The 21425-nt window shown below is 74.9% G+C and carries 25 protein-coding genes; 24 read left to right on the top strand and 1 reads right to left on the bottom strand.

The genetic code is table 11. The features are described from left to right. Nucleotides 1-75: 75 nt before the first annotated feature. From HLB09_RS00865 to HLB09_RS20235, 6 genes are read left to right on the top strand one after another with little or no spacing between them, the layout of a single operon-like run. On the top strand, nucleotides 76-1146 hold the full coding sequence (locus HLB09_RS00865) for a hypothetical protein (protein ID WP_171201526.1): 1071 nt from the start codon (nucleotides 76-78) through the stop codon (nucleotides 1144-1146). Further along, on the top strand, nucleotides 1146-1565 hold the full coding sequence (locus HLB09_RS00860) for a hypothetical protein (protein ID WP_171201525.1): 420 nt from the start codon (nucleotides 1146-1148) through the stop codon (nucleotides 1563-1565). The genes HLB09_RS00865 and HLB09_RS00860 overlap by 1 nt, the downstream gene beginning before the upstream one ends. Beyond that, nucleotides 1562-2086 carry a RusA family crossover junction endodeoxyribonuclease gene (locus HLB09_RS00855; protein ID WP_171201524.1) on the top strand — a complete coding sequence of 175 codons (525 nt, stop codon included), beginning with the start codon at nucleotides 1562-1564 and terminating at the stop codon, nucleotides 2084-2086. Before HLB09_RS00860 ends, HLB09_RS00855 begins: the two co-directional genes overlap by 4 nt. A 29-nt stretch (nucleotides 2087-2115) precedes the next feature. Continuing rightward, nucleotides 2116-2244, top strand: a complete 129-nt coding sequence (locus tag HLB09_RS19050; RefSeq protein ID WP_281359150.1) for a hypothetical protein — start codon at nucleotides 2116-2118, stop codon at nucleotides 2242-2244. Beyond that, nucleotides 2241-3257: a hypothetical protein gene (locus HLB09_RS00850; protein ID WP_171201523.1), complete on the top strand. Its 1017-nt coding sequence runs from the start codon at nucleotides 2241-2243 to the stop codon at nucleotides 3255-3257. The genes HLB09_RS19050 and HLB09_RS00850 overlap by 4 nt, the downstream gene beginning before the upstream one ends. After that, a complete protein-coding gene (locus HLB09_RS20235) occupies nucleotides 3254-3460 on the top strand; it encodes a helix-turn-helix domain-containing protein (protein ID WP_171201522.1) in 207 nt (68 codons plus the stop codon). Before HLB09_RS00850 ends, HLB09_RS20235 begins: the two co-directional genes overlap by 4 nt. On the opposite strand, the gene HLB09_RS00840 is transcribed toward HLB09_RS20235, so the two are convergent. Then, nucleotides 3415-3849: a hypothetical protein gene (locus HLB09_RS00840; RefSeq protein ID WP_171201521.1), complete on the bottom strand. Its 435-nt coding sequence runs from the start codon at nucleotides 3847-3849 to the stop codon at nucleotides 3415-3417. The two genes, HLB09_RS20235 and HLB09_RS00840, sit on opposite strands and share 46 nt — an antisense overlap. A 580-nt stretch (nucleotides 3850-4429) precedes the next feature. Here HLB09_RS00840 and HLB09_RS00835 point away from each other — a divergent pair. From HLB09_RS00835 to HLB09_RS00750, 18 genes are all read left to right on the top strand, one after another. Then, on the top strand, nucleotides 4430-4894 hold the full coding sequence (locus HLB09_RS00835; RefSeq protein ID WP_171201520.1) for a hypothetical protein: 465 nt from the start codon (nucleotides 4430-4432) through the stop codon (nucleotides 4892-4894). Continuing rightward, complete coding sequence (locus HLB09_RS00830; RefSeq protein ID WP_171201519.1) at nucleotides 4869-6386, top strand: hypothetical protein; 1518 nt, start codon at nucleotides 4869-4871, stop codon at nucleotides 6384-6386. The genes HLB09_RS00835 and HLB09_RS00830 overlap by 26 nt, the downstream gene beginning before the upstream one ends. A 15-nt stretch (nucleotides 6387-6401) precedes the next feature. Beyond that, on the top strand, nucleotides 6402-7757 hold the full coding sequence (locus HLB09_RS00825) for a phage portal protein family protein (protein WP_212755677.1): 1356 nt from the start codon (nucleotides 6402-6404) through the stop codon (nucleotides 7755-7757). After that, nucleotides 7754-8989 (top strand): head maturation protease, ClpP-related, encoded by a 1236-nt coding sequence (locus tag HLB09_RS00820; RefSeq protein WP_171201518.1) that lies wholly within the window; start codon nucleotides 7754-7756, stop codon nucleotides 8987-8989. Before HLB09_RS00825 ends, HLB09_RS00820 begins: the two co-directional genes overlap by 4 nt. Nucleotides 8990-9005: 16 nt before the next feature. Further along, nucleotides 9006-9428, top strand: a complete 423-nt coding sequence (locus HLB09_RS00815; protein ID WP_212755675.1) for a hypothetical protein — start codon at nucleotides 9006-9008, stop codon at nucleotides 9426-9428. Nucleotides 9429-9445: 17 nt separating this feature from the next. Next, nucleotides 9446-10378, top strand: a complete 933-nt coding sequence (locus HLB09_RS00810) for a phage major capsid protein (RefSeq protein WP_171201516.1) — start codon at nucleotides 9446-9448, stop codon at nucleotides 10376-10378. Next, nucleotides 10375-10974 carry a hypothetical protein gene (locus tag HLB09_RS00805; protein WP_171201515.1) on the top strand — a complete coding sequence of 200 codons (600 nt, stop codon included), beginning with the start codon at nucleotides 10375-10377 and terminating at the stop codon, nucleotides 10972-10974. Before HLB09_RS00810 ends, HLB09_RS00805 begins: the two co-directional genes overlap by 4 nt. A 1-nt stretch (nucleotide 10975) precedes the next feature. After that, the gene (locus tag HLB09_RS00800; protein ID WP_171201514.1) at nucleotides 10976-11332 is read left to right on the top strand and encodes a hypothetical protein; all 357 of its coding nucleotides are present in this window, start codon (nucleotides 10976-10978) and stop codon (nucleotides 11330-11332) included. Beyond that, nucleotides 11329-11688 (top strand): hypothetical protein, encoded by a 360-nt coding sequence (locus tag HLB09_RS00795; RefSeq protein WP_171201513.1) that lies wholly within the window; start codon nucleotides 11329-11331, stop codon nucleotides 11686-11688. Before HLB09_RS00800 ends, HLB09_RS00795 begins: the two co-directional genes overlap by 4 nt. Nucleotides 11689-11699: 11 nt before the next feature. Beyond that, nucleotides 11700-12116: a hypothetical protein gene (locus HLB09_RS00790; protein WP_171201512.1), complete on the top strand. Its 417-nt coding sequence runs from the start codon at nucleotides 11700-11702 to the stop codon at nucleotides 12114-12116. Between the two features lie 4 nt (nucleotides 12117-12120). Beyond that, the gene (locus tag HLB09_RS00785; protein ID WP_171201511.1) at nucleotides 12121-12351 is read left to right on the top strand and encodes a hypothetical protein; all 231 of its coding nucleotides are present in this window, start codon (nucleotides 12121-12123) and stop codon (nucleotides 12349-12351) included. 2 nt (nucleotides 12352-12353) lie between these two features. Beyond that, on the top strand, nucleotides 12354-12662 hold the full coding sequence (locus HLB09_RS00780) for an HK97-gp10 family putative phage morphogenesis protein (protein ID WP_171201510.1): 309 nt from the start codon (nucleotides 12354-12356) through the stop codon (nucleotides 12660-12662). Between the two features lie 90 nt (nucleotides 12663-12752). Beyond that, nucleotides 12753-13319: a phage tail tube protein gene (locus HLB09_RS00775; protein WP_171201509.1), complete on the top strand. Its 567-nt coding sequence runs from the start codon at nucleotides 12753-12755 to the stop codon at nucleotides 13317-13319. Continuing rightward, complete coding sequence (locus tag HLB09_RS00770; protein ID WP_171201508.1) at nucleotides 13316-14014, top strand: hypothetical protein; 699 nt, start codon at nucleotides 13316-13318, stop codon at nucleotides 14012-14014. Before HLB09_RS00775 ends, HLB09_RS00770 begins: the two co-directional genes overlap by 4 nt. A 122-nt stretch (nucleotides 14015-14136) precedes the next feature. Beyond that, nucleotides 14137-18027, top strand: coding sequence for a peptidoglycan DD-metalloendopeptidase family protein (locus tag HLB09_RS19640; protein ID WP_171201507.1), 3891 nt, complete (start codon nucleotides 14137-14139; stop codon nucleotides 18025-18027). Continuing rightward, nucleotides 18024-19061, top strand: a complete 1038-nt coding sequence (locus HLB09_RS00760) for a hypothetical protein (RefSeq protein WP_171201506.1) — start codon at nucleotides 18024-18026, stop codon at nucleotides 19059-19061. Before HLB09_RS19640 ends, HLB09_RS00760 begins: the two co-directional genes overlap by 4 nt. Before the next feature lies 1 nt (nucleotide 19062). Further along, entirely contained in the window at nucleotides 19063-20346 is a 1284-nt protein-coding gene (locus HLB09_RS00755) for a Gp37-like protein (RefSeq protein ID WP_171201505.1), read from the top strand. A 9-nt stretch (nucleotides 20347-20355) separates the two neighbouring features. Then, nucleotides 20356-21417, top strand: a complete 1062-nt coding sequence (locus HLB09_RS00750) for a hypothetical protein (RefSeq protein WP_171201504.1) — start codon at nucleotides 20356-20358, stop codon at nucleotides 21415-21417. Nucleotides 21418-21425: the final 8 nt, after the last annotated feature.

Below are 21425 nucleotides of genomic sequence, written 5' to 3'. Positions count from 1 at the left end.
CGACCAGAACCACCCCGGCGAACCACCCACCAGCGCCCCAGCGCGCCGACCACCACCGACAGGAGACCGCCACCCATGGTGTGGAGCCGCAAGGGCGACAACGCCGCGACCCACCCCAAGGCGCTCGCGGTCAAGGCCCTCGCCGTCCGCGAGGGCGACCCCCGGCTCTTCAACGAGGTCCGCGGCTTCATCGACGGGTGCTACAGCGAGAGCGCCGGCCACAAGACGGACTACCTCGTCACCGAGGGCATGGCCATCGACCAGGGCGGCGTCGAGCGCTGGGAGGAGCTCGTGCGCGTCGCGGTCAAGGTCGGGCTGATGACCAAGGTGCCGCGGCGCCGCGAGTGGATGCTCTTCGACGACCCGGCCTACGTGCACCTCCGCCTCAAGGCCGACGTCGACTGGGAGGCCCAGCGCAAGCGGGACCTCCGCGACGACCGGCTCATCGGGCCCGTCCGGCTCCGCGACGGCGACGAGTGCCGCTACTGCCCCCGGATCGTGACCTGGGGGCCCGGCCACCGCGTCGGCAACATCTACGGCACCTACGACCACTTCCCGCCCCGCCAGGCCGCGACCGTCGACACGCTCTTCGTCGTCTGCGGCAAGTGCAACACCCAGCGCAACGGCCGCGTCGGCCAGCCCGCGCCGCCGGACAACGTCCGCGACCAGCTCCCCCCGCTCAAGCCCGCCCCGGTGCGCCCGTACTACTCGCGGGAGAGCGCCGAATTCCTCACCCGGCTCGGCTACCACGTCACCCCCACGGGCGACGGCACGGTGCAGCAGGAGCAGCAGCCAGCGCCCAGCGCCCAGACCCGCGCCACGCGGGCCCAGGAGCAGCAGGCAGCGCCCAGCGCCCGGCCCCGCCCCGCCACCGCAGCAGGAGCAGCCACAGGCGCCCAGCGCGAGACGTCAGCCACCCCCGACGGGCTCACCGCTTCTGCCGGTCCGGCAGATCCGTGCCCTCCGTGTCGGGACGGGCCGGGACGGGACGGGTCGGGCGCCGCTTCCCCCAGCCCTCCACCTGCCGCACGCGCATCGCCATCCCCGACCGACGCCATCCCCCTGCCCTCACCAGGCCGCGCCCGCCCGCCACGTCGGCGAGGCGCCCGCGGTCGAGGAGCACGCCGCACCACCGAGGAGACCTGATGCCACGACCACGAGAGCTCGTGCTGCCGACCGGGCCGTCGCGCGAAGCTCACCCTGACGGCGAGCAGCTGCTCGAGGAGGCCATGCCCCGGGCGCTGGCGCTGGCCGGTGCCGTGCGGGACGAGGGCGTCGAGGGAGTCGCCGCCGTCACCGACCGGCTGGAGCGGGACGAGCTCGTGGCCCTGGCCGTCGCCCTGGCCGCGCTGGTCGACGTCGACGCGCCGGCGTCCGACCTGCTCGCCTGGGCTGAGCCGGCGCCCGAGTCGCCCGAGCAGCTGCGCTCCTGGCACGCGGCGTGGAAGCGCGGACGCCGCGACGAGGAGACCGCCGCGGGTGAGCGCCGCTACCAGTCGTGGCGGCGGGCGGAGCAGCGTCGCCGCGGCCAGCTTCGCGTCGTCCCCGCCGAGGTGGCGTCGTGACCGGGCAGGCGCTGTCGGTCGCGCAGGAGGCGCTGCTGCTGACCCACCAGCCGCCGGCCGAGGCGGCTGACGCCGACCGCTGGCTGCTGCGCGTGGAGTGTGGCGTCCAGGACCCGGCGTCGTGGCTGTCGGCCAACGACCGCAGGAACCGCCACGCCCAGAACCGCCTGACGCAGAACTGGCGGGCCGCCGCCGGGTGGGCCGTCAGGGGGCGGCTGCGCAGCGTCCGCCTGCAGCGCGCGCACATCGTCGCGGTGCTGCACCACGGTGACGGCCAGCGGCGCGACACGGCGAACTACGCGCCGACGGTCAAGGCCGTCGTGGACGGCCTCGTCGACGGAGGGCTGCTGCCCGACGACGACCGCCGCCACCTCGAGGGCCCGGACCTCCGCGTCGGGTCGCCCACCGGGTGGGCGCGCCACGCCGTGATGGATCCGCCGATGGCGGCGGTGACGCTGCTCGTCACCGACCTCGGCGAGGCCCTGCCCGGCCCGCCCGCGCGCCGCCGGCGGCCGCGGTGAAGACGGCCGCGCAGCCGTGCTGCGTCGAGATGTCGCGAGTCGCCTGCGCCGGCTGCCGTCAGCTGCTGCCCGTCCTCGACGTCGAGGAGGGCCACACCCGGCACGCGACCTGCGGGCCGCTGTTCCCCAAGACCACGACCAGGAGGAAGCGCACGTGAAGCGCTGGGACGACGTCCGCTCGTGCGCGGCCTGCGGCGGCGAGGTGGTCTGGGATGACGAGGACGCTCGGTGGCTGCACGTCCTGTCGGGCGCGGACCACATCGCCGTCGCGCCGCCAACTCACGTCGTGCGGTCCGAGGTGCTCGTCGACGTCGACGCCGTCTCGTCGCTGCTACAGGCCGAGGGTGGCAACGTCCCGCGCGCGACCACCGCGGTGGTGCAGGAGCTCACCCACGAGTCGACGCCGCGGCTGTGTCCGGGCCAGTGCGGTGCCCGGTGGCGGTCGGCGGTGCGCCGCGCCGTCGAGGCCGTGGCCGATGCCGAGCGGACCGACCGGGCGGTCGACCCGGTGGCGCTGCAGGGGCGGGCGTTCCCGAACGCCGGCGAGCCGGTGTGGTGCGCCGACGACGCCGCGGCGATCGTGAAGGCGCTGGGTCGGCTGCCGGACCTGGTCGCCGCGGTCAACGTCCGCGGCGACGGCCGGCTCAACGCCGGCCGCGACGGTGAGGTCGACGTCCGCTCGACCGAGGTGCACGCACCCTCGCCCTCGCCGGCCCACGACCTCTTCGACGCCGCGGTCCGGTGGGCCGCAGCCGAGGCGGCCCGGGTGGCCGAGGCGGTCACCGGCGGCCGGGGCGCCGACAACGACCCGCTGGCCGCGCTCTCGGAGCAGTGGCTGACCCGGGCGGTCGCCTACCTCGTCGAGCACGCCGACGTCTGGCTCGGCGACCTCGTCGACGGCGAGACCGCCGGGCGGGCGACGCTGCGGTGGGAGACCGACCTCGAGCGAGCCACGGGCCTCGACCTCGTGCACCGGCTCCCGGGCCGCTGCCCCGGCTGCAGCACCCGGGCGCTGACGCGCGCCGTCGGCGACGACGTCGTGCGCTGCGGCCGCTGCGGCTGGTCGAAGACCCACGCCGACTACCTCCTCGGCCGCGCCGAGACCGAGGCCGCCCAGCGCGCCGAGGCCCGGCGCCAGCGCCTCGAGGCACGTCGCGGGCGGACCGCATGAGCGGGCCCGCGCTTCTCACGACGGCGGACGCCGCCCTATTAGCGGGCGTGTCCCCGGCGACCGTGCGCGACTGGCAACGTCGCGGCCTCCTCAAGGCGCGGGGGCGACGCGGTCGCTCGTCTCTCTGGGCGGCTGACGATATTCTGGACGTCGAAGCTCAGACATTCTCTCGGGACTGCTCAGGTCGAACCTCAACGCGCTGACGCCACAGCCGCCAGGGGAAGAGGGGCACCACCTCTTGGCGGGCATCCTCCCGGAAGGCGTCGACGGCCGCACCGACACGGCCAGTCGCTTCCATGGACGTCATTTGACTGACGGTCGTCATTTCGGTGAAAAGCTGCTGGGCGCTTGCCTCGACTTCCGGACCGGCAAACATGCGGACCATCTGGAAAGCACGCATATTTTCTTGGAGGTCCAGAATGGCCTGCTTATCTCCTGAGTAGTGATCCCTCTCAATGCGCAAGCGGAGCGTCGTCAGAGCGCTGGTGACGAAGGCGGCGTAGTGCTCGGCCCTGGCCTGTCGCAACCAGCCACGATGGCCGAGGTAGGCGCCGAGGACGGCAGCCGCTAGGGCAACCAGCAGAGCATCCATGGCGCGCACCGTAGGCGGGTTCTTGCCGTAGACGCTGGGTGATGCCACACTTCCCAACAGCACCCGTCTGCCTAGTCGGCGGGTTGAGCCCCGCGGCCGCCGGCCCGGGGCTCGCGTCATCTCGGGGGCGGTGAGCGTGGGTAAGCCGACGAGCTCCACCGCGCGAGGCCTGGGCTACCGCCACCAGCAGCGCCGGGCCTACCTGCTGCGCGTCACACCGGACGGAACGCCGTGCTGGTGGTGCGGGCGGCCGATGTACCCGCAGACCCAGCCGGGGACGCTTGATGCCGACCACGGCCGAGCGAGGGCTCACGGCGGGCACCAGGCGGACCGACTGCTCCACTCACCGTGCAACCGGTCCCGGGGTGACGGGTCCCGCGACCACCTGCGCCCGGCCCTGACCGGCGTGCCGGTGCAGCGCTCGCGGCGGCCCGTGACCAGCCGGGACTGGTGAGACCGGCTGGGGCGCAGCGCCGGACCGCTAGAAAATCCAGCGAGCCGGCGCCTAGACCCCGCGCCCAGCCAGGAAATCTCTCCCCACGGGTCGAACGCCCGAGCCGGATGAGCGGGAGGCGTAGCGGTGGACGGTGACGACGTCGAGCACGACGGCGGGGACGTCTTCTCCACCGCCGTAGCGCGTCTCGCGCCGCAGGGCCGGGCGCTCTACGACGAGCTCACGGCGACCGGGACCGTAACGACGGCGCGGCGGCTCCTCGTTATGGAGGCCGCGCGCATGGTCGACCGCCTCGAGCACCTCGACCGGGTGCTCGACGGTGACGGCGAGACGTGGGCTCAGATCTCTCTCCCCGCCCGCGAGGGGGAGCCGCTCGTGCTGCAGGTCGGCAACGCGATGGTCGAGGCGCGGCAGACGGCGACCGGGCTGCGGCACCTGCTGGGCCAGCTGACGACCGCCGCGGCGGGCCAGGACGCCGACGAGGAGGCGGGCGGTGTCGACGCCAACGAGTTCACCCGCCGCCGTCAGGCCCGCGAGGCCGCGGCACGGGGCTCAGCGGCCCCGGGTGCTGTGGACCCCGCCGGGCGCTGACTACGGCCTCGGCGAGGACGCCGTCGCGTGGTGCGAGTCCGTGGGCATGCGCCTGGACCCGTGGCAGGCGTGGTCGCTGAAGATGATGCTCGGCGAGCGTCCAGCCGGGGACGACGACGGCGAGGGCCCGCCGCTGCGGTGGGCCGCCGGCACGGCTGGGCTGGTCGTGCCCCGGCAGAACGGCAAGGGCACGGTGCTCGAGGCCCGCGAGGCCGTGGCGCTGTACCTGCTCGGCGACGAGCTCGTCGTGCACTCCGCGCACGAGGCCTCGACGGCCGGGAAGCACTTCGCCCGGCTGCGGCGGCTCTTCGAGTCCCACCGCGACCTGCGCAAGCAGCTGCTGCCCGGCGACCCGTCGCGGTCCTTCCGCTTCGCCAACGGCGAGCAGGCGATCCGCCTGCGCACCGGGGCGACGATCGAGTTCCGCACCCGCACGAAGTCCGGCGGCCGCGGCTTCTCCGGTGACCTCGTCGTCTTCGACGAGGCCATGTACGCCCCGGCGGCGCAGGTCAACGCGCTGCGCCCGACGATGGCCGCCCGCCCGAACCCGCAGCTGATCTACGCGGCGTCGGCCGTCGACGTCAGCGAGCACCCCGACGGGCTCACCCTGACCCGGGTCCGCAACCGCGCGCTCGCCGGCGGCGACCCGTCGCTCTTCTACGGCGAGTGGTCCTCCCCCGGCGACAACCCGGAGCAGGCCGACGTCGACGACGACGACGCGATCGCCACGGCCAACCCGGCGCTGGGCTACCGGCTGTCGTGGGCGGGCATCGACGCGGAGCGGCCCGACATGACCCGCCGCGGCTTCGCCGTCGAGCGCATGGGCGTCGGCGCGTGGCCGGTCGAGCAGCAGGCCGCCGGCGGCGCCCTCGACTTCGCCCGGTGGCGCGAGCTCGCCGACCACGACGAGCCCATCACCGACCCGGTCGCTCTCGCCGTCGACACCAACCCGGTGCGCTCCTCGACGGCCGTCATGGTCGCCGGGTGGACCCCGTCCGGGCGGATCCGCGTCGAGGTCGTCGAGCGTGAGCGCGGCACCGGGTGGGTCGTCGACCGGCTGCTCGGGCTCATCGCGAAGTGGGACCCGTGCGCGCTCGTGCTCGACGCCAAGGGCCCCGCCGCCGCGCTCCTGCCGGACCTCCGCAAGGCAGGCATCGAGCCGGCCGTCACCACCTACGGCGAGCTCGTCGAGGCCTGCAGCGGGTGGACCGACGCCCTCAACGACGGGCTGCTCGCGCACCGCGATGACGTCCGCCTCAACGACGCCGTCCGCACCGCCCAGCGGCGCGGCACGTCCGACCAGCTGCTCTTCGCCCGCGCGAAGGGCGGCGAGGACATCACCCCGCTCGTCGGCGGAGCGCTCGCGGTGTGGGGGCTGCGCCGCTTCGGCGAGGCGCCCGCCCCGATGGCGCTGCCGCAGTCCGACGTCTTGGCCGCCGCTGCGGCCGCCGACGCCGCCGGCGGCGGCGACCTGGCCACGATCGGCTTCTGACGACGGGAGGTGCTCGTGGCCCGTCCCACGGTCCGCGCCTCCCGCGTCGCTGGGCACCGCCCCGCCGCGATCGCCCGCCCGCGCGCCGCGGTGGAGCCGGCGCCGCCGGTCGTCGCCGCACCGACGTCGGAGGTCGGCTACGCGCTGTCCTCGACGTCGTGGTGGTCGGCGCTCCTCGAGGAGGAGACGCCCGAGCTGCGGTGGCCGCAGGCGGTCCAGGTCTACGACCGGATGCGCAAGCAGGACGGGCAGGTCCGCTCGGTCCTGCGGGCCGTGACGATGCCGCTGCAGCGCACCCGCTGGTACGTCGACCCGAACGGCGCTGACCCGGCCGTCGTGCAGCTCGTCGCCGAGGACCTCGGGCTGCCCGTCGGGATGGGCGTGCCCGGCGAGGGCGCCGGCCCGGCCACGACGGTGCCGCGCTCGCGGGACCGCTTCTCGTGGCCGCAGCACCTGCAGGAGGCGCTGCTGTGCCTGCCGTTCGGGCACTCCTTCTTCGAGCAGGTGTACCGGATCGACGGGCAGGGCCGGGCGCGGCTGCGCAAGCTCGCGCCGCGGCTCCCCCGGACGCTGTCGGCCATCAACGTCGCCTCGGACGGCGGGCTCGTGTCGATCGAGCAGCAGCCGCCGGCGGACCGGCGCGGCCGGGTCGAGAAGGTCGTCATCCCGGTGGACCGGCTCGTCGCCTACGTCAACGAGCGTGAGGGCGGCGACTGGCGGGGCACGTCGATGCTCCGGGCGGCCTACAAGCACTGGCTCATCAAGGACCGGCTCATCCGCACGCAGGCGCAGATGATCGACCGGAACGGGATGGGCGTGCCGCTGTACAAGGCGGCCAGCGCGCTCGAGGAGGAGCTCACCGCGGGACGGAAGCTCGCGACGCAGTGGCGCTCGGGCCTGACGGCCGGCGCGGCGGTGCCCGCCGACGCCGACCTCGTGCTCCGCGGCGTCGAGGGCGACCTGCCCGACGCCATGGCGCCGATCCGCTACCACGACGAGCAGATCGGCCGGACGGCGCTGGGGCACTTCCTCAACCTCGGTCAGCAGACCGGCTCGTGGGCGCTCGGCAGCACCTTCGCGGACTTCTTCACGCTGTCGCTGCAGACGGTCGCCATGCAGATCGCCGACATCGCCAACCAGCACGTCGTCGAGGACCTCGTCGACCTCAACTTCGGGCCCGACGCCGCGGTGCCGCTGCTGCGCTTCGACGAGATCGGCTCGCGGAACGCCGCGACGGCCGACGCCATCAAGTGGCTCGTCGACGCCGGGGTGGTCTTCCCCGACCGCGAGCTCGAGGAGTTCGTGCGCACGACCTTCGGCCTGCCGCCCAAGGCGCTCCCGCCCGCACCGACAGAGGGGACGACGTCGTGACGCAGCTGGCCGACCGCTTCCACTTCCTCGCCCGAACGGGCGGCCGGGACAAGACGCCGGTGCGCGCGACCGCGCCGTCGGTCGGCGGGACGGCGGCCGTAGCGGTGCTGCGGCTGTACGACCCGATCGACTCGTGGGGCGAGTGGTTCGGCGTCTCGGCGAAGGAGTTCGCCGCGGTCCTCGACGAGCTGCCCGCCACCACGACGACGGTCGAGCTGCACGTCAACTCCCCCGGCGGCGAGGTGTGGGAGGGCCTGGCGATCTACAACGCGCTGCGCCAGCACCCGGCTCGCGTCGTTGTGGTCGTCGACGGCATCGCCGCCTCCGCCGCGTCCGTAGTCGCGATGGCCGGCGACGAGGTCGTCATGTCGCCCGGCGCCGAACTGATGGTCCACGACGCGTGGGGCCTGTGCGTCGGCGACGCCGCCGAGATGGAGCGCATGGCCGCGGACCTCTCCCGCGAGTCCCAGAACCTCGCCGGGCTGTACGCCCGCCGCGCCGGCGGCACCGCCGACGAGTGGCGCGACGTCATGCGCGCCGAGACGTGGTTCACCGCCGAGGAGGCCGTCGCCTCAGGGCTCGCTGACCGCGTCGACGAGGACGGCGACGAGGAGCAGGCCGCGACCGCGCGGGCCCGCTTCGACCTGTCGGTCTTCGCCCACGCCGGCCGCGCCGCCGCGCCGGCCCCCCACACCCCCGCTCCGGCGCCCGCCGGGTCCGGGTCCACCCCCCTGCAGGAAGGGAGCCGCGCCGTGGCCTTCACGGACGAGCAGCTCACGACCATGCGCCAGGAGCTCGGGCTCGGCGGTGACGCCGACGAGGCGACCATCGTCGCCGCGCTCACCGAGGCGCTCGCCGAGCGCGCCGAGCCGTCGGCGCCCTCCCCCACCGCGTCGCTGCCCGAGGGCACGTCCCTCATCGAGACGGCGACGCTCGACGAGCTGCGCGCGGACGCCCGCGCGGGCCGCGAGGCCCGCACGCAGCAGATCACCGACCGCAACGACGCTCTGGTGCGCGCGGCCGTCGACGACGGGCGCATCCCGCCGGTGCGCGCCGACCACTGGCGTGCCCAGCTGGCCGCCGACCCGGGCGCCGCCGAGGTCCTGGCCTCGCTCGAGCCCGGCACCGTGCCGCTGGCCGCCAAGGGCCACGACGGCGACCACGACGGCGCGGGCAACGACCCGGTCGCCGACGTCCGCGAGAGCCCCGTCTACCGGAACTGGAGGGTCTGACATGGCCGGAGCAGTCATGCGCACGAAGACCGGGCCGAAGACCTTCGTCCCGGCCGAGCCGATCCTCGGTGGCCAGCTGGTGGAGGCCCGCGCCGCGGGCCGCGTCGGCGTCGCCGCCGCGGACTCCGCGAAGGTCCTCGGGGTCGCCGTCGTCGACGGCATCGCCCCCGAGGCCCAGGTCACCACGCCGGTCGACGTCGGCGGGCGCTCGGTGCTCAACACCGCGGTGCTCCCGGCGGCCGTCTCGGTCGCCTACGGCGGCATCGAGGTGCCCGTGAGGTACTCCGGCGCGGCCGCCTTCGGCGACCGCCTCAAGGCCGCCGCCGGCGGCACCGTCGTCGCGGCCGGCGCCACGCCGGACGCCCGTCTCGTCGTCGGCATCTGCACCGAGCCCCTGGGGGTCGCCTCCGGCGCCACCGGGCTCATGCGGACCGCCTGAGCCTGGAGGAGAAGAAGATGCCCACGACCGTCACGAGCGTCACGGACGGCGGCCGCACCACGGTCGCCGACCTCGTCGGCGCCCCCCTCGCGATCCCCGCCCGCATCATCGAGATGCTGCAGGGCACGTCGGTGATCCCGGCGCTGCTGCGCGACGCCGGCGCGAACACCAACGGCCTGGTCTCCTTCGAGGAGTCCACACCCCTCTTCCTCGGCGACGACGTCGCCACCGTCGCCGAGTTCGGCGAGATCCCGGTGGCGGCCGGCCAGCGCGGCCTGCCGCGCATCTCCATCGGCCTCAAGGACGCCCTCGGCATCCGCGTGTCCCTCGAGATGCGGGACGAGAACAAGCTGGACCAGGTCAACACCCAGGTCCGGCAGCTCGTCAACACGATGCTGCGCGCCGAGGTGCGGGCCCTGCGGGCCACGCTCCTCAACCCGGCGATCCCGACCGTGCCGGCCGCGGCGGCGTGGGACACCCCGACGGCGCGCATCCGCCACGACATCTTCGCCGCGCAGGAGATCGTCGCCTCGGCCAAGCCGGACACCGGCCAGGACGATGACACCTTCGCCTTCGAGGCGGACACCGTCGTCATGCACGGCGGTCTCAAGCCGGCGCTCATGGACAACGACGAGTTCCTCGCGATCTACAAGGACGGGCTCGCGGAGGAGAACCCGGCCTACACGGGCACGCTCCCGCGGACCATCGCCGGGATGACGGGGCTCACGTCGCGCTTCTGGCCGCGTGACCGGGTGCTCGTCACCGAGGCCGGCACCGTCGGCTTCTGGTCCGACACCCGCCCGCTCGGCGTCACCCCGCTGTACGGCGAGGGCGGCGGCCCCAACGGCGGCCCGACGGAGTCCTGGCGCTGCGACGCCACCCGCAAGCGGGTCCTCGGCGTCGACCAGCCCAAGGCGGCGTGCTGGATCACGGGGGTGCGGTCGGCGTGAGCGTGACGTCCCCCGACGAGATCAAGGCCGGCCGGTACGAGGTCGCCGCCGTCCAGCTCGACGTGCCGACGTCGAAGCCCGGGCAGCCGCTGACCTACGTCCGGCACCGCACCGGCGCGCTCGTCGACCTCGACGCGGCCGAGGCCCGGCGGCTCGTGCTCGCGGGCGCGGTCGTCGAGCCGGGCGCCCGGGAGAAGGCCGCCGCGGAGGCCGCGAAGGCCGTCTACGAGGCGGCGCTCGCGGCGCTGTCCCCGGAGGCCCGCGCGGCCATCACGGGGCAGCCGGTGCGGCGCCGGCGCGCGCAGCCGTCGACCCCGCCGACCGGGGGCGCCCCGACGCCCCCGCCGACGGAGACCGACACGGGCGCCGACGAGCCGGACGACGACGCCGAGGGCGCCGACGAGCCGGACGAGGCGCCCGACGGCGGCCAGGACAGCGACGGGCCGCAGCGTCCGCCGCGCGTCGCGGCGAAGGCCGTGTGGGCCGACTACGTCGTCGAGACCGGCGTGCTGCCCCGCGAGGAGGCCGACGCCCTGACGAAGGACGAGCTCGTGGCCCGGGTCCGCGAGCACGAGGCGCAGCAGACGGAGGGCTGACGTGGCCGAGCCGCTCGTGACGCCCGACGAGGTCCGCGAGTGGCTCGGCCGCGACGACACGGCCGTCCCCGACGGCCGGGCGGTCCTCGCCGTCCGGGTCGTCGAGGGCTGGCTCCGCGGCGCGACCGGCCTGGCCGAGTGGCCCGACCCGGTGCCCGAGGCGCTGTGGTCCGCGTGCCTGGAGCTCGCGGGCCTGGCCGTCGACAACCCGACGTCGCGCTCGCAGTCCGTCACCGGCGACGAGTCCGACGGGTGGTTCGCCGCCCGCCGGGCCGAGATCCTCGCCGGCGTCACCGCGGCGCTGCGCACCGGCGGGACGCCGTCCGGGTCCTTCCCCGACCCGGTGGCGTGGCCGTGAGCCGCTACCACGACCGCGTCGTCGTCGTCCGGGCGAGCCTCGGCGAGCCGGGCCGCAACGGCGTCCGGGCGCGGGACTGGTCGGCGGCGCAGCGCTCGCAGCCGCTGGCGGCGTCGGTGCAGCCGCAGGCGGCCGACGAGGACGCCGGCGGACGGCAGACCACCGTGACGAGCTGGCGGCTCTTCGCCGGCCCGGCCACGGACCTGCTGCCCACCGACCGGATCGAGTGGGACGGCGTCCTCGACGAGACCACCGGACAGCCAGCCCCGCTCGAGGTGGACGGCGAGGTCGCCCGGTGGCGTCACCGCGGCGTCCCGCACCACGTCGAGGCGGTCCTGCGCCGCGTGACCAGCTGAGGGAGGGCCACGTGGCCGGTGGTCGCTACCCCGAGGCGACCGAGGCCCTGCGCCTCGGCCTCCTCGCCCTCCCGGACGTGGCCGCGCTCGCCGGCGACCGGGTCGGCACCGAGGTCGTCGGCGACGAGCCGTGCATCCAGCTCGACGTCATCGGCGGGCCGATGGGCTACGGCTCCGCGTCCCCGCTCGTGCAGATCGGCTGCTGGGGCCGCTACCTCGGCGACGGCACCGACGACGGGTCCGCGTGGCAGCTCGCCTCCGCGGTGACCGCCGACCGGGTCGGCGTCGAGTCGATCCGCGGGGAGCTCGACGGCGGGTGGGTCGCCGGCGTCGGCATCGACCTGCAGCCCTACACCTCCCCGGACCCGACCAACGACCGCCCCCGCTACCTGCTGACCGTGCGCATGCACACGAGCCCCCTGGAGTGAGCCCATGGCCACCACCGAGACCGTCGTCGCGACGAAGCCGCTGTACATCGGCCGCGCCCGCGCCCACAACGTCGGCGACGTCGTCCCGCCCGAGAACGTCGAGCGCAACGGCTGGGAGAAGGACGTCGCGAAGGCGTCCACGGCCGCCGGCCGCAAGGCCCTCGGCCTGACCAGCGACGCCACCGCCTCCCAGGCCGAGGCCGCCGCCCAGGCGTCCTCCTCCACCCGCAGCTGACCGTGGCCGTCGACGTCCGGCTCGTCCTCGACCAGGCGGCGATCGACGACCTGGAGGACGACGACGACGTCGAAGACCTCCTCGAGGACATCGGCGACGACATCGCCGACCGAGCCCGTGAGGGCGCCCCGGTGCTCACCGGGGCTGGCGCTCGCAGCATCCACGCCGAGCTCGACGTGGACGCCCAAGGGCCGTTCGTCGCTGTGGGCTGGTCCCCCGAGCAGTTCTACCTCCGCTTCGCGGAGGAGGGCACCGTGCGCCAGCGCGCCCAGCCGTTCCTGCGGCCGGCGTTCGAGGCGACCCGCATCTGACCACCCCGGCGCCGCCCGCGCCGGTCTCCGGCCCCCTGGCGCCCGCCTCGGGGCTCTTCGTGCTGTCCCCGTCCTGGAAGGACTCCGCTCATGGCCGTCGCTGGCGCTCGCGGCAACCCCCGCGCCCTGTCCCTCGGGCCGGGCCACCTGCTCATGGCCCCCATCGGCTCGGAGGAGCCGGTCGACCTGTCGTCGCCGTGGCCGGCGGCCTGGGGTCGCATCGGCTACACCGAGGAGGGCTCGACCTTCAACATGGAGACGTCCTTCGAGGACGTCCCCGTCGCCGAGGAGCTCGAGCCCCTCGACTCGGCCCCGACGGGCCGCACCGGCTCGGTGTCCTTCGCCTCGGCCGAGGTGACGACGCAGTCGCTGCGCCGGGCGATGAACGGCGGCACCATCACGACCGGGGCGGGCTTCAAGACGTTCGAGCCGCCGGAGCTCGGCGAGGAGCTCTACGTGATGATCGGCTTCGAGTCCGAGGACGGCAAGGAGCGCCACGTCTGGCGCAAGGGCAAGCAGACCGGGTCGGTCGAGATGGCGCGTCGCAAGGGCGCCGCGAAGACGACCATCAGCAACACCTTCACGCTGTACAAGCCCGACGACGGCAAGAAGTTCTTCAAGAGCATCATCAGCGACGAGCGCGAGCCTGCGGCGTGAGCCGCCGCTACGCCGCCGCCAAGCGGGCCGCCGTCGCCGAGCCGGTCACCTTCGAGCTGACCTACGAGGTCCCCGACCTCACGCCCGACGAGGCCACCGGCCAGCCGGTGCCCGACGCGGTCCGCGAGCAGGTGGAGACCTTCACCTGCCGCGGCCGCGTCCCGGTGCTGCTGCTGTCGGAGTTCGCCCGGCAGGCCGACCTCGACGCGGCGACCCCCGAGGGTGCCGCGCTCATCGCGGACTTCTTCCGCCACGCCTTCGGGCCCGGCGAGGACGACGTCCGCGAGTACAAGCGCTTCTACCGGCTCGTCGGTGAGCGCTTCGACGACGACGTCCTCATGGACGTCCTCGCCGGCCTGGTGGAGGACTTCGGAGGCCGCCCTACCGAGCGGCCCTCAACCTCTGCGCCTGGGCCCTCGCCGACTGGCACCTCCTCAACGGGAGGTGGGTCGCCGGCGGCGGCGCTCGAGGGGCCGGTGGTGACGCTGGCCGGGGACGGGCCGCCGGTCGCGGTGCAGCTGTCCGAGGACGAGCTCGCCGCGGTGCTCGCGGCCAGGAAGGCGCCGGCGGACTCCTCGACCTCGAGCTCGGGGACTTCCTCGACGTCGTCTACGCCCACGTCGTCGACGACGTCGCCTCGGAGGCGGAGCGCGAGCACCGCCGCGCGGTCGACGCGGCGCTCGAAGGCGACCTGACCGCCCCCGGCGGCACCGGCGGCCCGTCGACGTCGCGGCGGGCGCTGATCGCGCAGATGGAAGCCGAGGCGGGCTGAGGCCCGTCCTGGCGGGTACGGACGTCGTCGAGGGGGTAGGTGCTCGTGGCTCGCACCCTCGGCGACGCCTTCGTGACGGTGCGCCCGGACACCTCTGTGTTCCCCCGCGAGCTCGAGCGTGACCTGCGGGCGATCTTCTCCCGGGCGTCGGGCCGCGGCGTCACCGACGTCGAGGTTGGCGCGGACACCCGCCAGCTGCCCCGCCAGCTGCAGGCGGACGTGCGGGCCATCACCGCGCGGGTCTCCCGCGGGGGCGGCGCGGACGTCGAGGTGGGCGCGGACACGCGCCGTCTGCCGCGGGTCCTCGAGGGCCGGGTCATCGAGGCGTCGCGCCGGGTGTCCCGCTCGGGCGCCGGTGACGTCGAGGTGGGCGTCGACGGCGCCCGCCTGCCCCGCGAGCTGCAGACCCGCGTGGAGGACGCGGCCCGGCGGGTGGAGCGCTCCGGCGCGTCCGAGGTGGAGGTGCGCCCGGACACGCGGCGCTTCGACCGCGAGGTCCCCGAGCGCATCGGCCGCACGATGCGCCGGGCGGCCGGCGTCGCCGCGGCGGCCTTCGGTGCGCTGCAGGTCGGCTCGTTCTTCAAGGACGCCGTCGCTCAGGCCTCCGACCTGGACGAGTCGATGAACGTCGTCTCGCTGACCTTCCGCGAGGCCACGCCGGAGCTGGACACCTTCTTCAAGACCAGCGCGCAGTCCATCGGCCTCACCGAGGCAGCGGCGCGGCAGGCGGCGTCGAACATCGGCGGCCTGCTCAACAACATGGGCTACACGCGTAGCGAGTCGGCGCAGACGTCGAAGGCGGTGCTGACTCTCGGCGCCGACCTGGGGTCGGCCTTCAACAAGGACCCGGCGCAGGCCGTCGAGGCGATCGGCGCCGCCCTGCGCGGGGAGACCGAGCCGATCCGCGCCTTCAACGTGACCATCGACGACGCCCGGGTGAAGGCCAAGGCGCTCGAGATGGGCATGTACTCCGGCAAGGGCGCCCTCGACGCCAACGCCAAGGCGCAGGCCACCCTCGCGCTCATCACCCAGCAGACCGCCGACGTGCAGGGCGACTTCGCCAACACCTCGACGGGCCTGGCCAACGCGCAGCGGATCGCCGCCGCCGGGTGGGGCAACCTCACCGGCGTCATCGGCAAGGGCCTCCTGCCCGCGCAGACGACCCTGGTCAACCAGGTCAACACCGCGGTGCTGCCCGCGCTGACGGCCCTCGCCGAGGAGAAGGCGCCCGCGGTCGGTGCGGCGCTCGGTGACGCCGCCGAGCAGGTCGGCGCCTTCATCGTCGGGCTGGACCGCCGCGGCCCGATCGACGGCTTCACCGGCCGGGCGAACACGGCCGGCCTCGGCGTGCGCGCTCTCTTCGACGCCATGCGCGACGGCGACGTCACCTCCGACGGCTTCGTCGGCGACATGGAGCGCGCCGGCGTGAAGATCGGCGAGGTCATCGACGTCGTCAAGGACGCCGGCGACCAGGTGCAGCGCGCCGCCACCGTCGCCCGTGCGGCCTTCGCCGGCGAGGACGTCACCACCGTCGGGTGGCTCGGCCGCGTCGGTGACGCCGCCTACGCCGCCCGCGACGCCGTCGACGCGATCGCCGCCTTCGACTGGTCCTCCCTCGGCGCGGCCATCAAGGGCGCCGCCGGCGACGGCGACGAGCTCGGCCCCGCCCTGTCGTCGATCGCGACGTCGGCGGGCGAGCTGCTGCCCTTCGTCGTCGAGCTCATCCGCGAGGTCCCGTCCCTCTCGGACGTCCTCTCGGTCGCGGCTCCCGTGCTCGGCTTCTTCGCCGACCACGTCGACACGCTCATCGAGCTCATGCCGCTGCTCGTGGCCGGCTTCGTCGCCGTCAAGGTCGCCCAGGCGGCCGGGAACGTCGCCATGGCCGCCGCGGTGCCCCTGCGGGTCGCGGAGATCCTCTCCAACCAGCGGCACACCGCGGCGCTCGCGGCGAACACCGTGGCGATCAACGCGTCGTCCGCGGCGACCAAGGGCGCGACCGCCTCGGAGGTCGCGAGCACGGTCGCGAAGAACGGCGGCGTCGTCGCGTCCACGAAGCAGGTGGCCGCGACCGTGGCGGCTCGAGTGGCGCAGGTCGCCTCGACGGTCGCGACCGGAGCGATGACGGCCGCGCAGTGGGCGCTCAACGCGGCGATGACGGCCAACCCCATCGGGCTGGTCATCGCCGCGCTCGCCCTCCTCGTCGGCGGGCTGGTCTTCGCCTACAAGAACAGCGAGACCTTCAGGAACATCGTCGACGGCGCGCTGCGTGCGGTCGCCGACGCCGGCCGTTGGATGTGGGAGAACGTCCTGCAGCCGGTCTTCCAGGCCCTCGTCGCCGCGGTCATCGACGGGTGGCTGCGCTTCCAGGAGTTCCGGGACCGACTCTCCGCCGTCTGGGAGGTCGTCAAGATCGCCTTCCGTGAGGGCGCGCGAGCGGCCGTCGGGTCCTTCCTCGACCTGGTCGAGAAGGTCATCCGGGGCGCGGCCGACGCCTTCGGCTGGGTGCCGGGCATCGGCCCCAAGCTGCAGACGGCGGCCGACGAGTTCTCGAAGTTCAAGGACAAGGTCAACGCACAGCTGTCGGGCATCCAGGACCGCGACGTCAACATCCGCGCCCAGCTCGACGCCGGCGCGAAGTACCTGGCCGCCTCCCGCGGCGTCTCGGCGTCCGAGGCGCAAGCGCTCGCGCGCAAGATGCTTGCGTCGGGCGGTGCCGTGCGCGGCCCCGGCACGGAGACCTCCGACTCGATCCCGGCGATGCTCTCGAACAACGAGCACGTCTGGTCGGCGAAGGAGGTCTCCGCCGCGGGTGGGCACGCCGCTGTCGAGGCGATGCGTCGCGGCGTGCTTCGTCGTCGTGACGGCGGTCCGGTCGTCAACGGCCGGGAGTCGGCGGCCCGCTTCGGCCGCGCCTACGACGCGGCCACGGACGTCATGTTCGAGGACGGGTCGTGGCGTCCGCGCACGGCTGGCGGCACCGCGGCGGGCGCTGCGGCTGCGGCGGCTGCCCGCGCCGAGCTGGCGCGCCGACAGGGCTCCTCGTCCTCCCCGGGCCGCACGGGGCGCGGCGTGCACGTCACGAGCACGACGCCGCCCACGGGCGCGATCGACGACCTGGTGGGCACGCTCAACGCGTCGTCGCTGCGGCTGGTGCAGGAGGGCGCTGCGGCGGTCTCCACGATGACGGGCGCGGTCAACAAGGCCGCGGCCGCGGCGGCGGTGGCGACGTCGAACGGGACGGGGCCGCTGCCGCCGACCGCCGGGCCGTGGATGCGGCCGATGCGCGGCGGGCGGGTCACCAGCGAGTTCGGCATGCGCTTCCACCCGATCCGTCGGGTGATGCGCCTGCACAACGGCATCGACCTCGCCGGCGGCGCCAACGGCGGGCAGGTCTACGCCATGCAGGCCGGGCGGGTGCTGTCGGCGGGACCCTCGGGGTCCTACGGCAACTTCGTGCAGATCGCCCACGCCGGTGGCTACGTCACGGGCTACGCCCACCTGCGCGCCATCCAGGCGCGCGCCGGGCAGGTCATCGCCCGGGGCGGCCTGGTCGGCCTCGAGGGCGCCACGGGCGGCGTGACGGGCAAGCACCTGCACCAGAACGTCAAGCTCAACGGCTCCTTCATCAACCCTCGCCGCCTCGGCGTCTACGACGACGGCGGCGTGGCCACCGGCCGCGGCTACCTGCCGAAGCTGACGCCCCGCCCCGAGCGGGTCCTCTCGCCCCGGCAGACCGACACCTACGACCGGTCCCTGCCGGTGCTCGAGCGGCTCGTCGAGCTCGTCGAGCAGCGCGGGCAGCTGACCGGCGCCGGCGAGCAGCAGATCGGAGGGCTCTACGTGTCGGGCGACGTCGTCATCCGCAGCGACGAGGACCTCCGCGAGCTGCAGCGCTCGCAGCGGGACGCGCTCGCGGCGGCGGGGCTGCTGTCGTGAGCGTCGGGGTCTTCCCCGCCGCCTACCTCCCGCCCACGCAGCCCTTCCCCGCGGTCCCGCCGCGGGAGGCGCTGGAGCTGACGTGGGAGGGCTGGGACGGGTCGGTCTGGCCGCTGAACGCGGCTGGGTCGACGGTGCGGCTGACGACGGGCACGAAGGGCCTGGGGAAGGGGCCCGGCGAGCACCGGCGGGACTCCTCGCCGGCGCTGCCGGGTGAGCGGTGGCTGTCGTGGCAGGCGAAGCCCCGCCCGGTGGAGTGGGACCTGTACGTCTTCTCCAAGGGCGACGAGCAGGCCTACCTCGACCAGGAGGAGGCCTTCTGGCGGACCATGTCGCCGCGGCGCCCGGGCCGCTTCACGGTCCGGGCGCCGGGGCGGCCGGCGCGGACGCTGACGTGCCGGTTCGAGTCCGACGGCGAGTGGGCGTACCTGCGGGACCCGGTGCGCTTCGGGTGGGCCCGCTACCGGGTGTCGCTGATGGCCGACGACCAGCCGTACTGGGAGGGCGAGCCGGTCGTCACGGCCTTCAAGTCGGCCGAGCCGCGGTCCTTCCTCGGCGGCGGCCCGGTCGGTGAGCCGGGCGCCGGCCCGCCGCTGGTCATCGGCTCGGGGTCCTCCTTCGCCCGCGCGCGGATCGACAACCCGGGCGACGTCGAGACGTGGGTCGAGTGGATCGCGTGCGGGCCGTGCCCGCCGGGCCTGCAGCTCGGCGTGAACGGGAAGGTCGACATCCTCGGCTTCGAGATCGCCGACGGGCGCGCCGTCGTCCTCGACGGCGACCCGGGCCGTCAGTGGGCGCTCGAGGCGACCGTCGTCACCGACGCCGCCGGGCGGCCGACGTTCGACGAGGCGGGGCGGGTGCGGGTCCGCGACATCGCGGCGCCCGGCTCGGCGGGCGACCGCACCCACGAGCTGACCCGCCTGTCCTTCGCCCCGGTGCCGCCGGGGCGGGACGTGCCCCTGACGATCCGCATGGACGGCGGCACGGGCCTGGTGGGCGCCTCCCTCGTCCCGCTGCACGACAGGGGGTTCTGAGGTGCCCTCCCCCGCCGCGGCTGCCGTCCTCGCCGCCCTGGAGCCCGACGAGGCGCATCCGTTCCGGGTGCGGGTCTACGACCGGGAGCGGCGGCGCCTGGGGCTGCTCGGCGCGCCGCGGCTGCTCGTCGCCACGGGCCGCCACCTCGGCGTCAGCACGGCGACGATCGAGGTGCCCCTCGACCACCCGCGCGCGACGGCCCTGCAGCAGCAGGCCGCCCGCGTGGAGGTCGACTGGCGCGACCAGTACCTCCTCGGCGGTCGCACCGTCGTCGAGCCCGAGGACACCGGCGACGTCGAGGTCCTGCGCCTGCAGGTCTTCGACTACGCCGAGCTGCTCCGCCAGACCCTCGGGTGGGTCGACGCCTCCCGCCCCATCGAGGACCAGGGCCGGGAGTACGCCACCTGGCGGGGCACCACCGAGGGCGTCGTGAAGGCCATCGTGGGTGGGCAGTTCGCCCGCGTCGGCCTACCCGTGCAGATCGCCCCCAACCTCGGCCGCGGGCTGCCGAAGGTCACCGTCCGGTCCCGCTTCGACCAGCTCGACGAGCTCGTCTACCCCCTCCTCGAGGAAGCCGGCCTCGGCCTCACCATCCGCCCCACCGGGCCCGAGCACCGCCGCACCGGCCTCGTCCTCGACGTCCACGAGCCCCCCACCTACCCGGTGCGCCTGACGAAGGCCTCCGGCGTCGTGCGCTCCTCCCGCGTCAGCCTCGGCCGTCCCACCGCCACCCGCGTCATCGTCATGGGCGGCGGCGAGGGCAAGGACCGGGACCTGCGGCACTTCGCCGACTACCCCCTCGAGGCCCAGTACAACGTCGCGATCGAGACGACCGTCGACGCCCGCGACGCCCGCTCCGACCTCGACCGCGCGCTCGCCGACCAGGAGCGCCTGGCCGAGGACCCCGACGCCACCACCGCCCAGAAGAGCGCCGCGGCCGCGCTCGTCGCGACCGAGCGCACCGAGTACGAGGCCGAGCTCGCCGCCCGCGGCGCGGCCGCGCTCGCTGAGGGCGCTCCCCGCGGCTCAGCCTCGGTGCAGCTCTCCGAGACGAGGACCTTCCGCTTCGGCACCGGCGCGGTGCAGCTGGGCGCCCGCCTGCCGATGGCGCTCGCGGGCGGTGTGCAGCTCACGGAGCGGCTGCGGGAGGTGACCGTCTCCTGGGGCGGTCAGCAGCAGGTCCCGGCCCTGTCGGTGGGCGACCGGGACGAGTCCCCCGACGTGGTGCTCATCAAGGCGCTGAAGAAGGCGCAGTCGACCGTCCGCAGGCTCACCCGCAGGTAGGAGACCCCCATGCCGCTCGTCGCCCCGTTCGTGGAGTCCATCGGCTACGACGGCACGATCACCGAGGGGCAGCTCGCGGTGTGGGGCGCGGCCCTGGGGAGCCTGCCGGTGGTGCTGGGCGACGGGTCGTGGAAGGTCACGGCGGTGCCGGGTCAGCCGGAGCCGACCATCCAGATCGCGCCCGGGGCGGGTGTCGGGGACGCGGTGCGGGACACCACGGACGCGGCGTTCCGGATGACCCTGCCGGTGCCGTCCGGGACGGCCGACCGGTGGGACTGGATCACGGTGCGCCGGGACTGGCGGCCGACCCCGGAGGGCACTAGTGCCTTCACCCGGGTGGCGGGCGGCTCGTCGAATGCGGCGGTCCCGTCGTCGCTGGCGAAGAACCCGGGCGTGGTCGCCGACCAGATGCTGGCTCGGGTGCGGGTGCGGGGTGGCTCGACGGCCGTGCAGGCGATCGACGACCTGCGGGTGGTGGCGTCCCCGCAGTACGCCACCCTCAGCGACTTCGCGGCGGCCCTGGGCCGCGGCGGCGACGCCCCGGCGGGCACCGAGGTGCGCAAGCCGAACGGGGAGGCCTTCCGCTACTGGCGCGACGCCGCGGGCAACATCGTCGTGCAGGGCTTCGTCGAGCGCGGCGGCGTCCTCGACTCGGCCGCCGGCGGCATGTACACGACCCGGTCGGCGTCCCCGGTCCGTGGGGACGCGAACTGGAAGATCTGGAACTCCGACACGATCACCCTCGGCGAGGTCGCGGTCCCCGACCCGGGGCGCCCGTACCGCCTCGCGGTCGACTGGGGCTTCTGGGCCGGCGCCGAGGGCTCTGGCACCCGCTTCGACTTCTTCGCCCGCGTCGGCTCCGCCACGGGCCCGCAGATCGGGCAGTTGCTGTGCCTGGGCGGCCGGGAGCAGGAGAGGGCGATCTGGCGGCAGCTGGTCACGACGCCCTACAACCAGGTCTTCACCGGCTCCCAGAAGGTCTACGTCGTCGCCGAGCGGGTCTACGGGACCTCACGCGGCGAGTACCACGCGCCCTCGGGGCTGCTGCGCGCCACGCCTTTCGCCGCCTGACCGCGCTC

The organism is Pseudokineococcus marinus (assembly GCF_013004605.1).
Taxonomy (GTDB): Bacteria; Actinomycetota; Actinomycetes; order Actinomycetales; family Quadrisphaeraceae; genus Pseudokineococcus; species Pseudokineococcus marinus.
The sequence above is the reverse complement of the archived record's forward strand: the minus strand, read 5'-3'. Positions and strand labels throughout refer to the sequence as shown.

What these genes read in the sequence shown, in the direction of transcription:
- HLB09_RS00865 (WP_171201526.1), top strand. Translation starts at nt 76, where the DNA reads ATGGTGTGGAGCCGCAAGGGCGACAACGCCGCGACCCACCCCAAGGCG.
- HLB09_RS00860 (WP_171201525.1), top strand. Translation starts at nt 1,146, where the DNA reads ATGCCACGACCACGAGAGCTCGTGCTGCCGACCGGGCCGTCGCGCGAA.
- HLB09_RS19050 (WP_281359150.1), top strand. Translation starts at nt 2,116, where the DNA reads ATGTCGCGAGTCGCCTGCGCCGGCTGCCGTCAGCTGCTGCCCGTCCTC.
- HLB09_RS20235 (WP_171201522.1), top strand. Translation starts at nt 3,254, where the DNA reads ATGAGCGGGCCCGCGCTTCTCACGACGGCGGACGCCGCCCTATTAGCG.
- HLB09_RS00840 (WP_171201521.1), bottom strand. Translation starts at nt 3,849, where the DNA reads ATGGATGCTCTGCTGGTTGCCCTAGCGGCTGCCGTCCTCGGCGCCTAC.
- HLB09_RS00815 (WP_212755675.1), top strand. Translation starts at nt 9,006, where the DNA reads ATGCGCACGAAGACCGGGCCGAAGACCTTCGTCCCGGCCGAGCCGATC.
- HLB09_RS00810 (WP_171201516.1), top strand. Translation starts at nt 9,446, where the DNA reads ATGCCCACGACCGTCACGAGCGTCACGGACGGCGGCCGCACCACGGTC.
- HLB09_RS00785 (WP_171201511.1), top strand. Translation starts at nt 12,121, where the DNA reads ATGGCCACCACCGAGACCGTCGTCGCGACGAAGCCGCTGTACATCGGC.
- HLB09_RS00775 (WP_171201509.1), top strand. Translation starts at nt 12,753, where the DNA reads ATGGCCGTCGCTGGCGCTCGCGGCAACCCCCGCGCCCTGTCCCTCGGG.
- HLB09_RS00750 (WP_171201504.1), top strand. Translation starts at nt 20,356, where the DNA reads ATGCCGCTCGTCGCCCCGTTCGTGGAGTCCATCGGCTACGACGGCACG.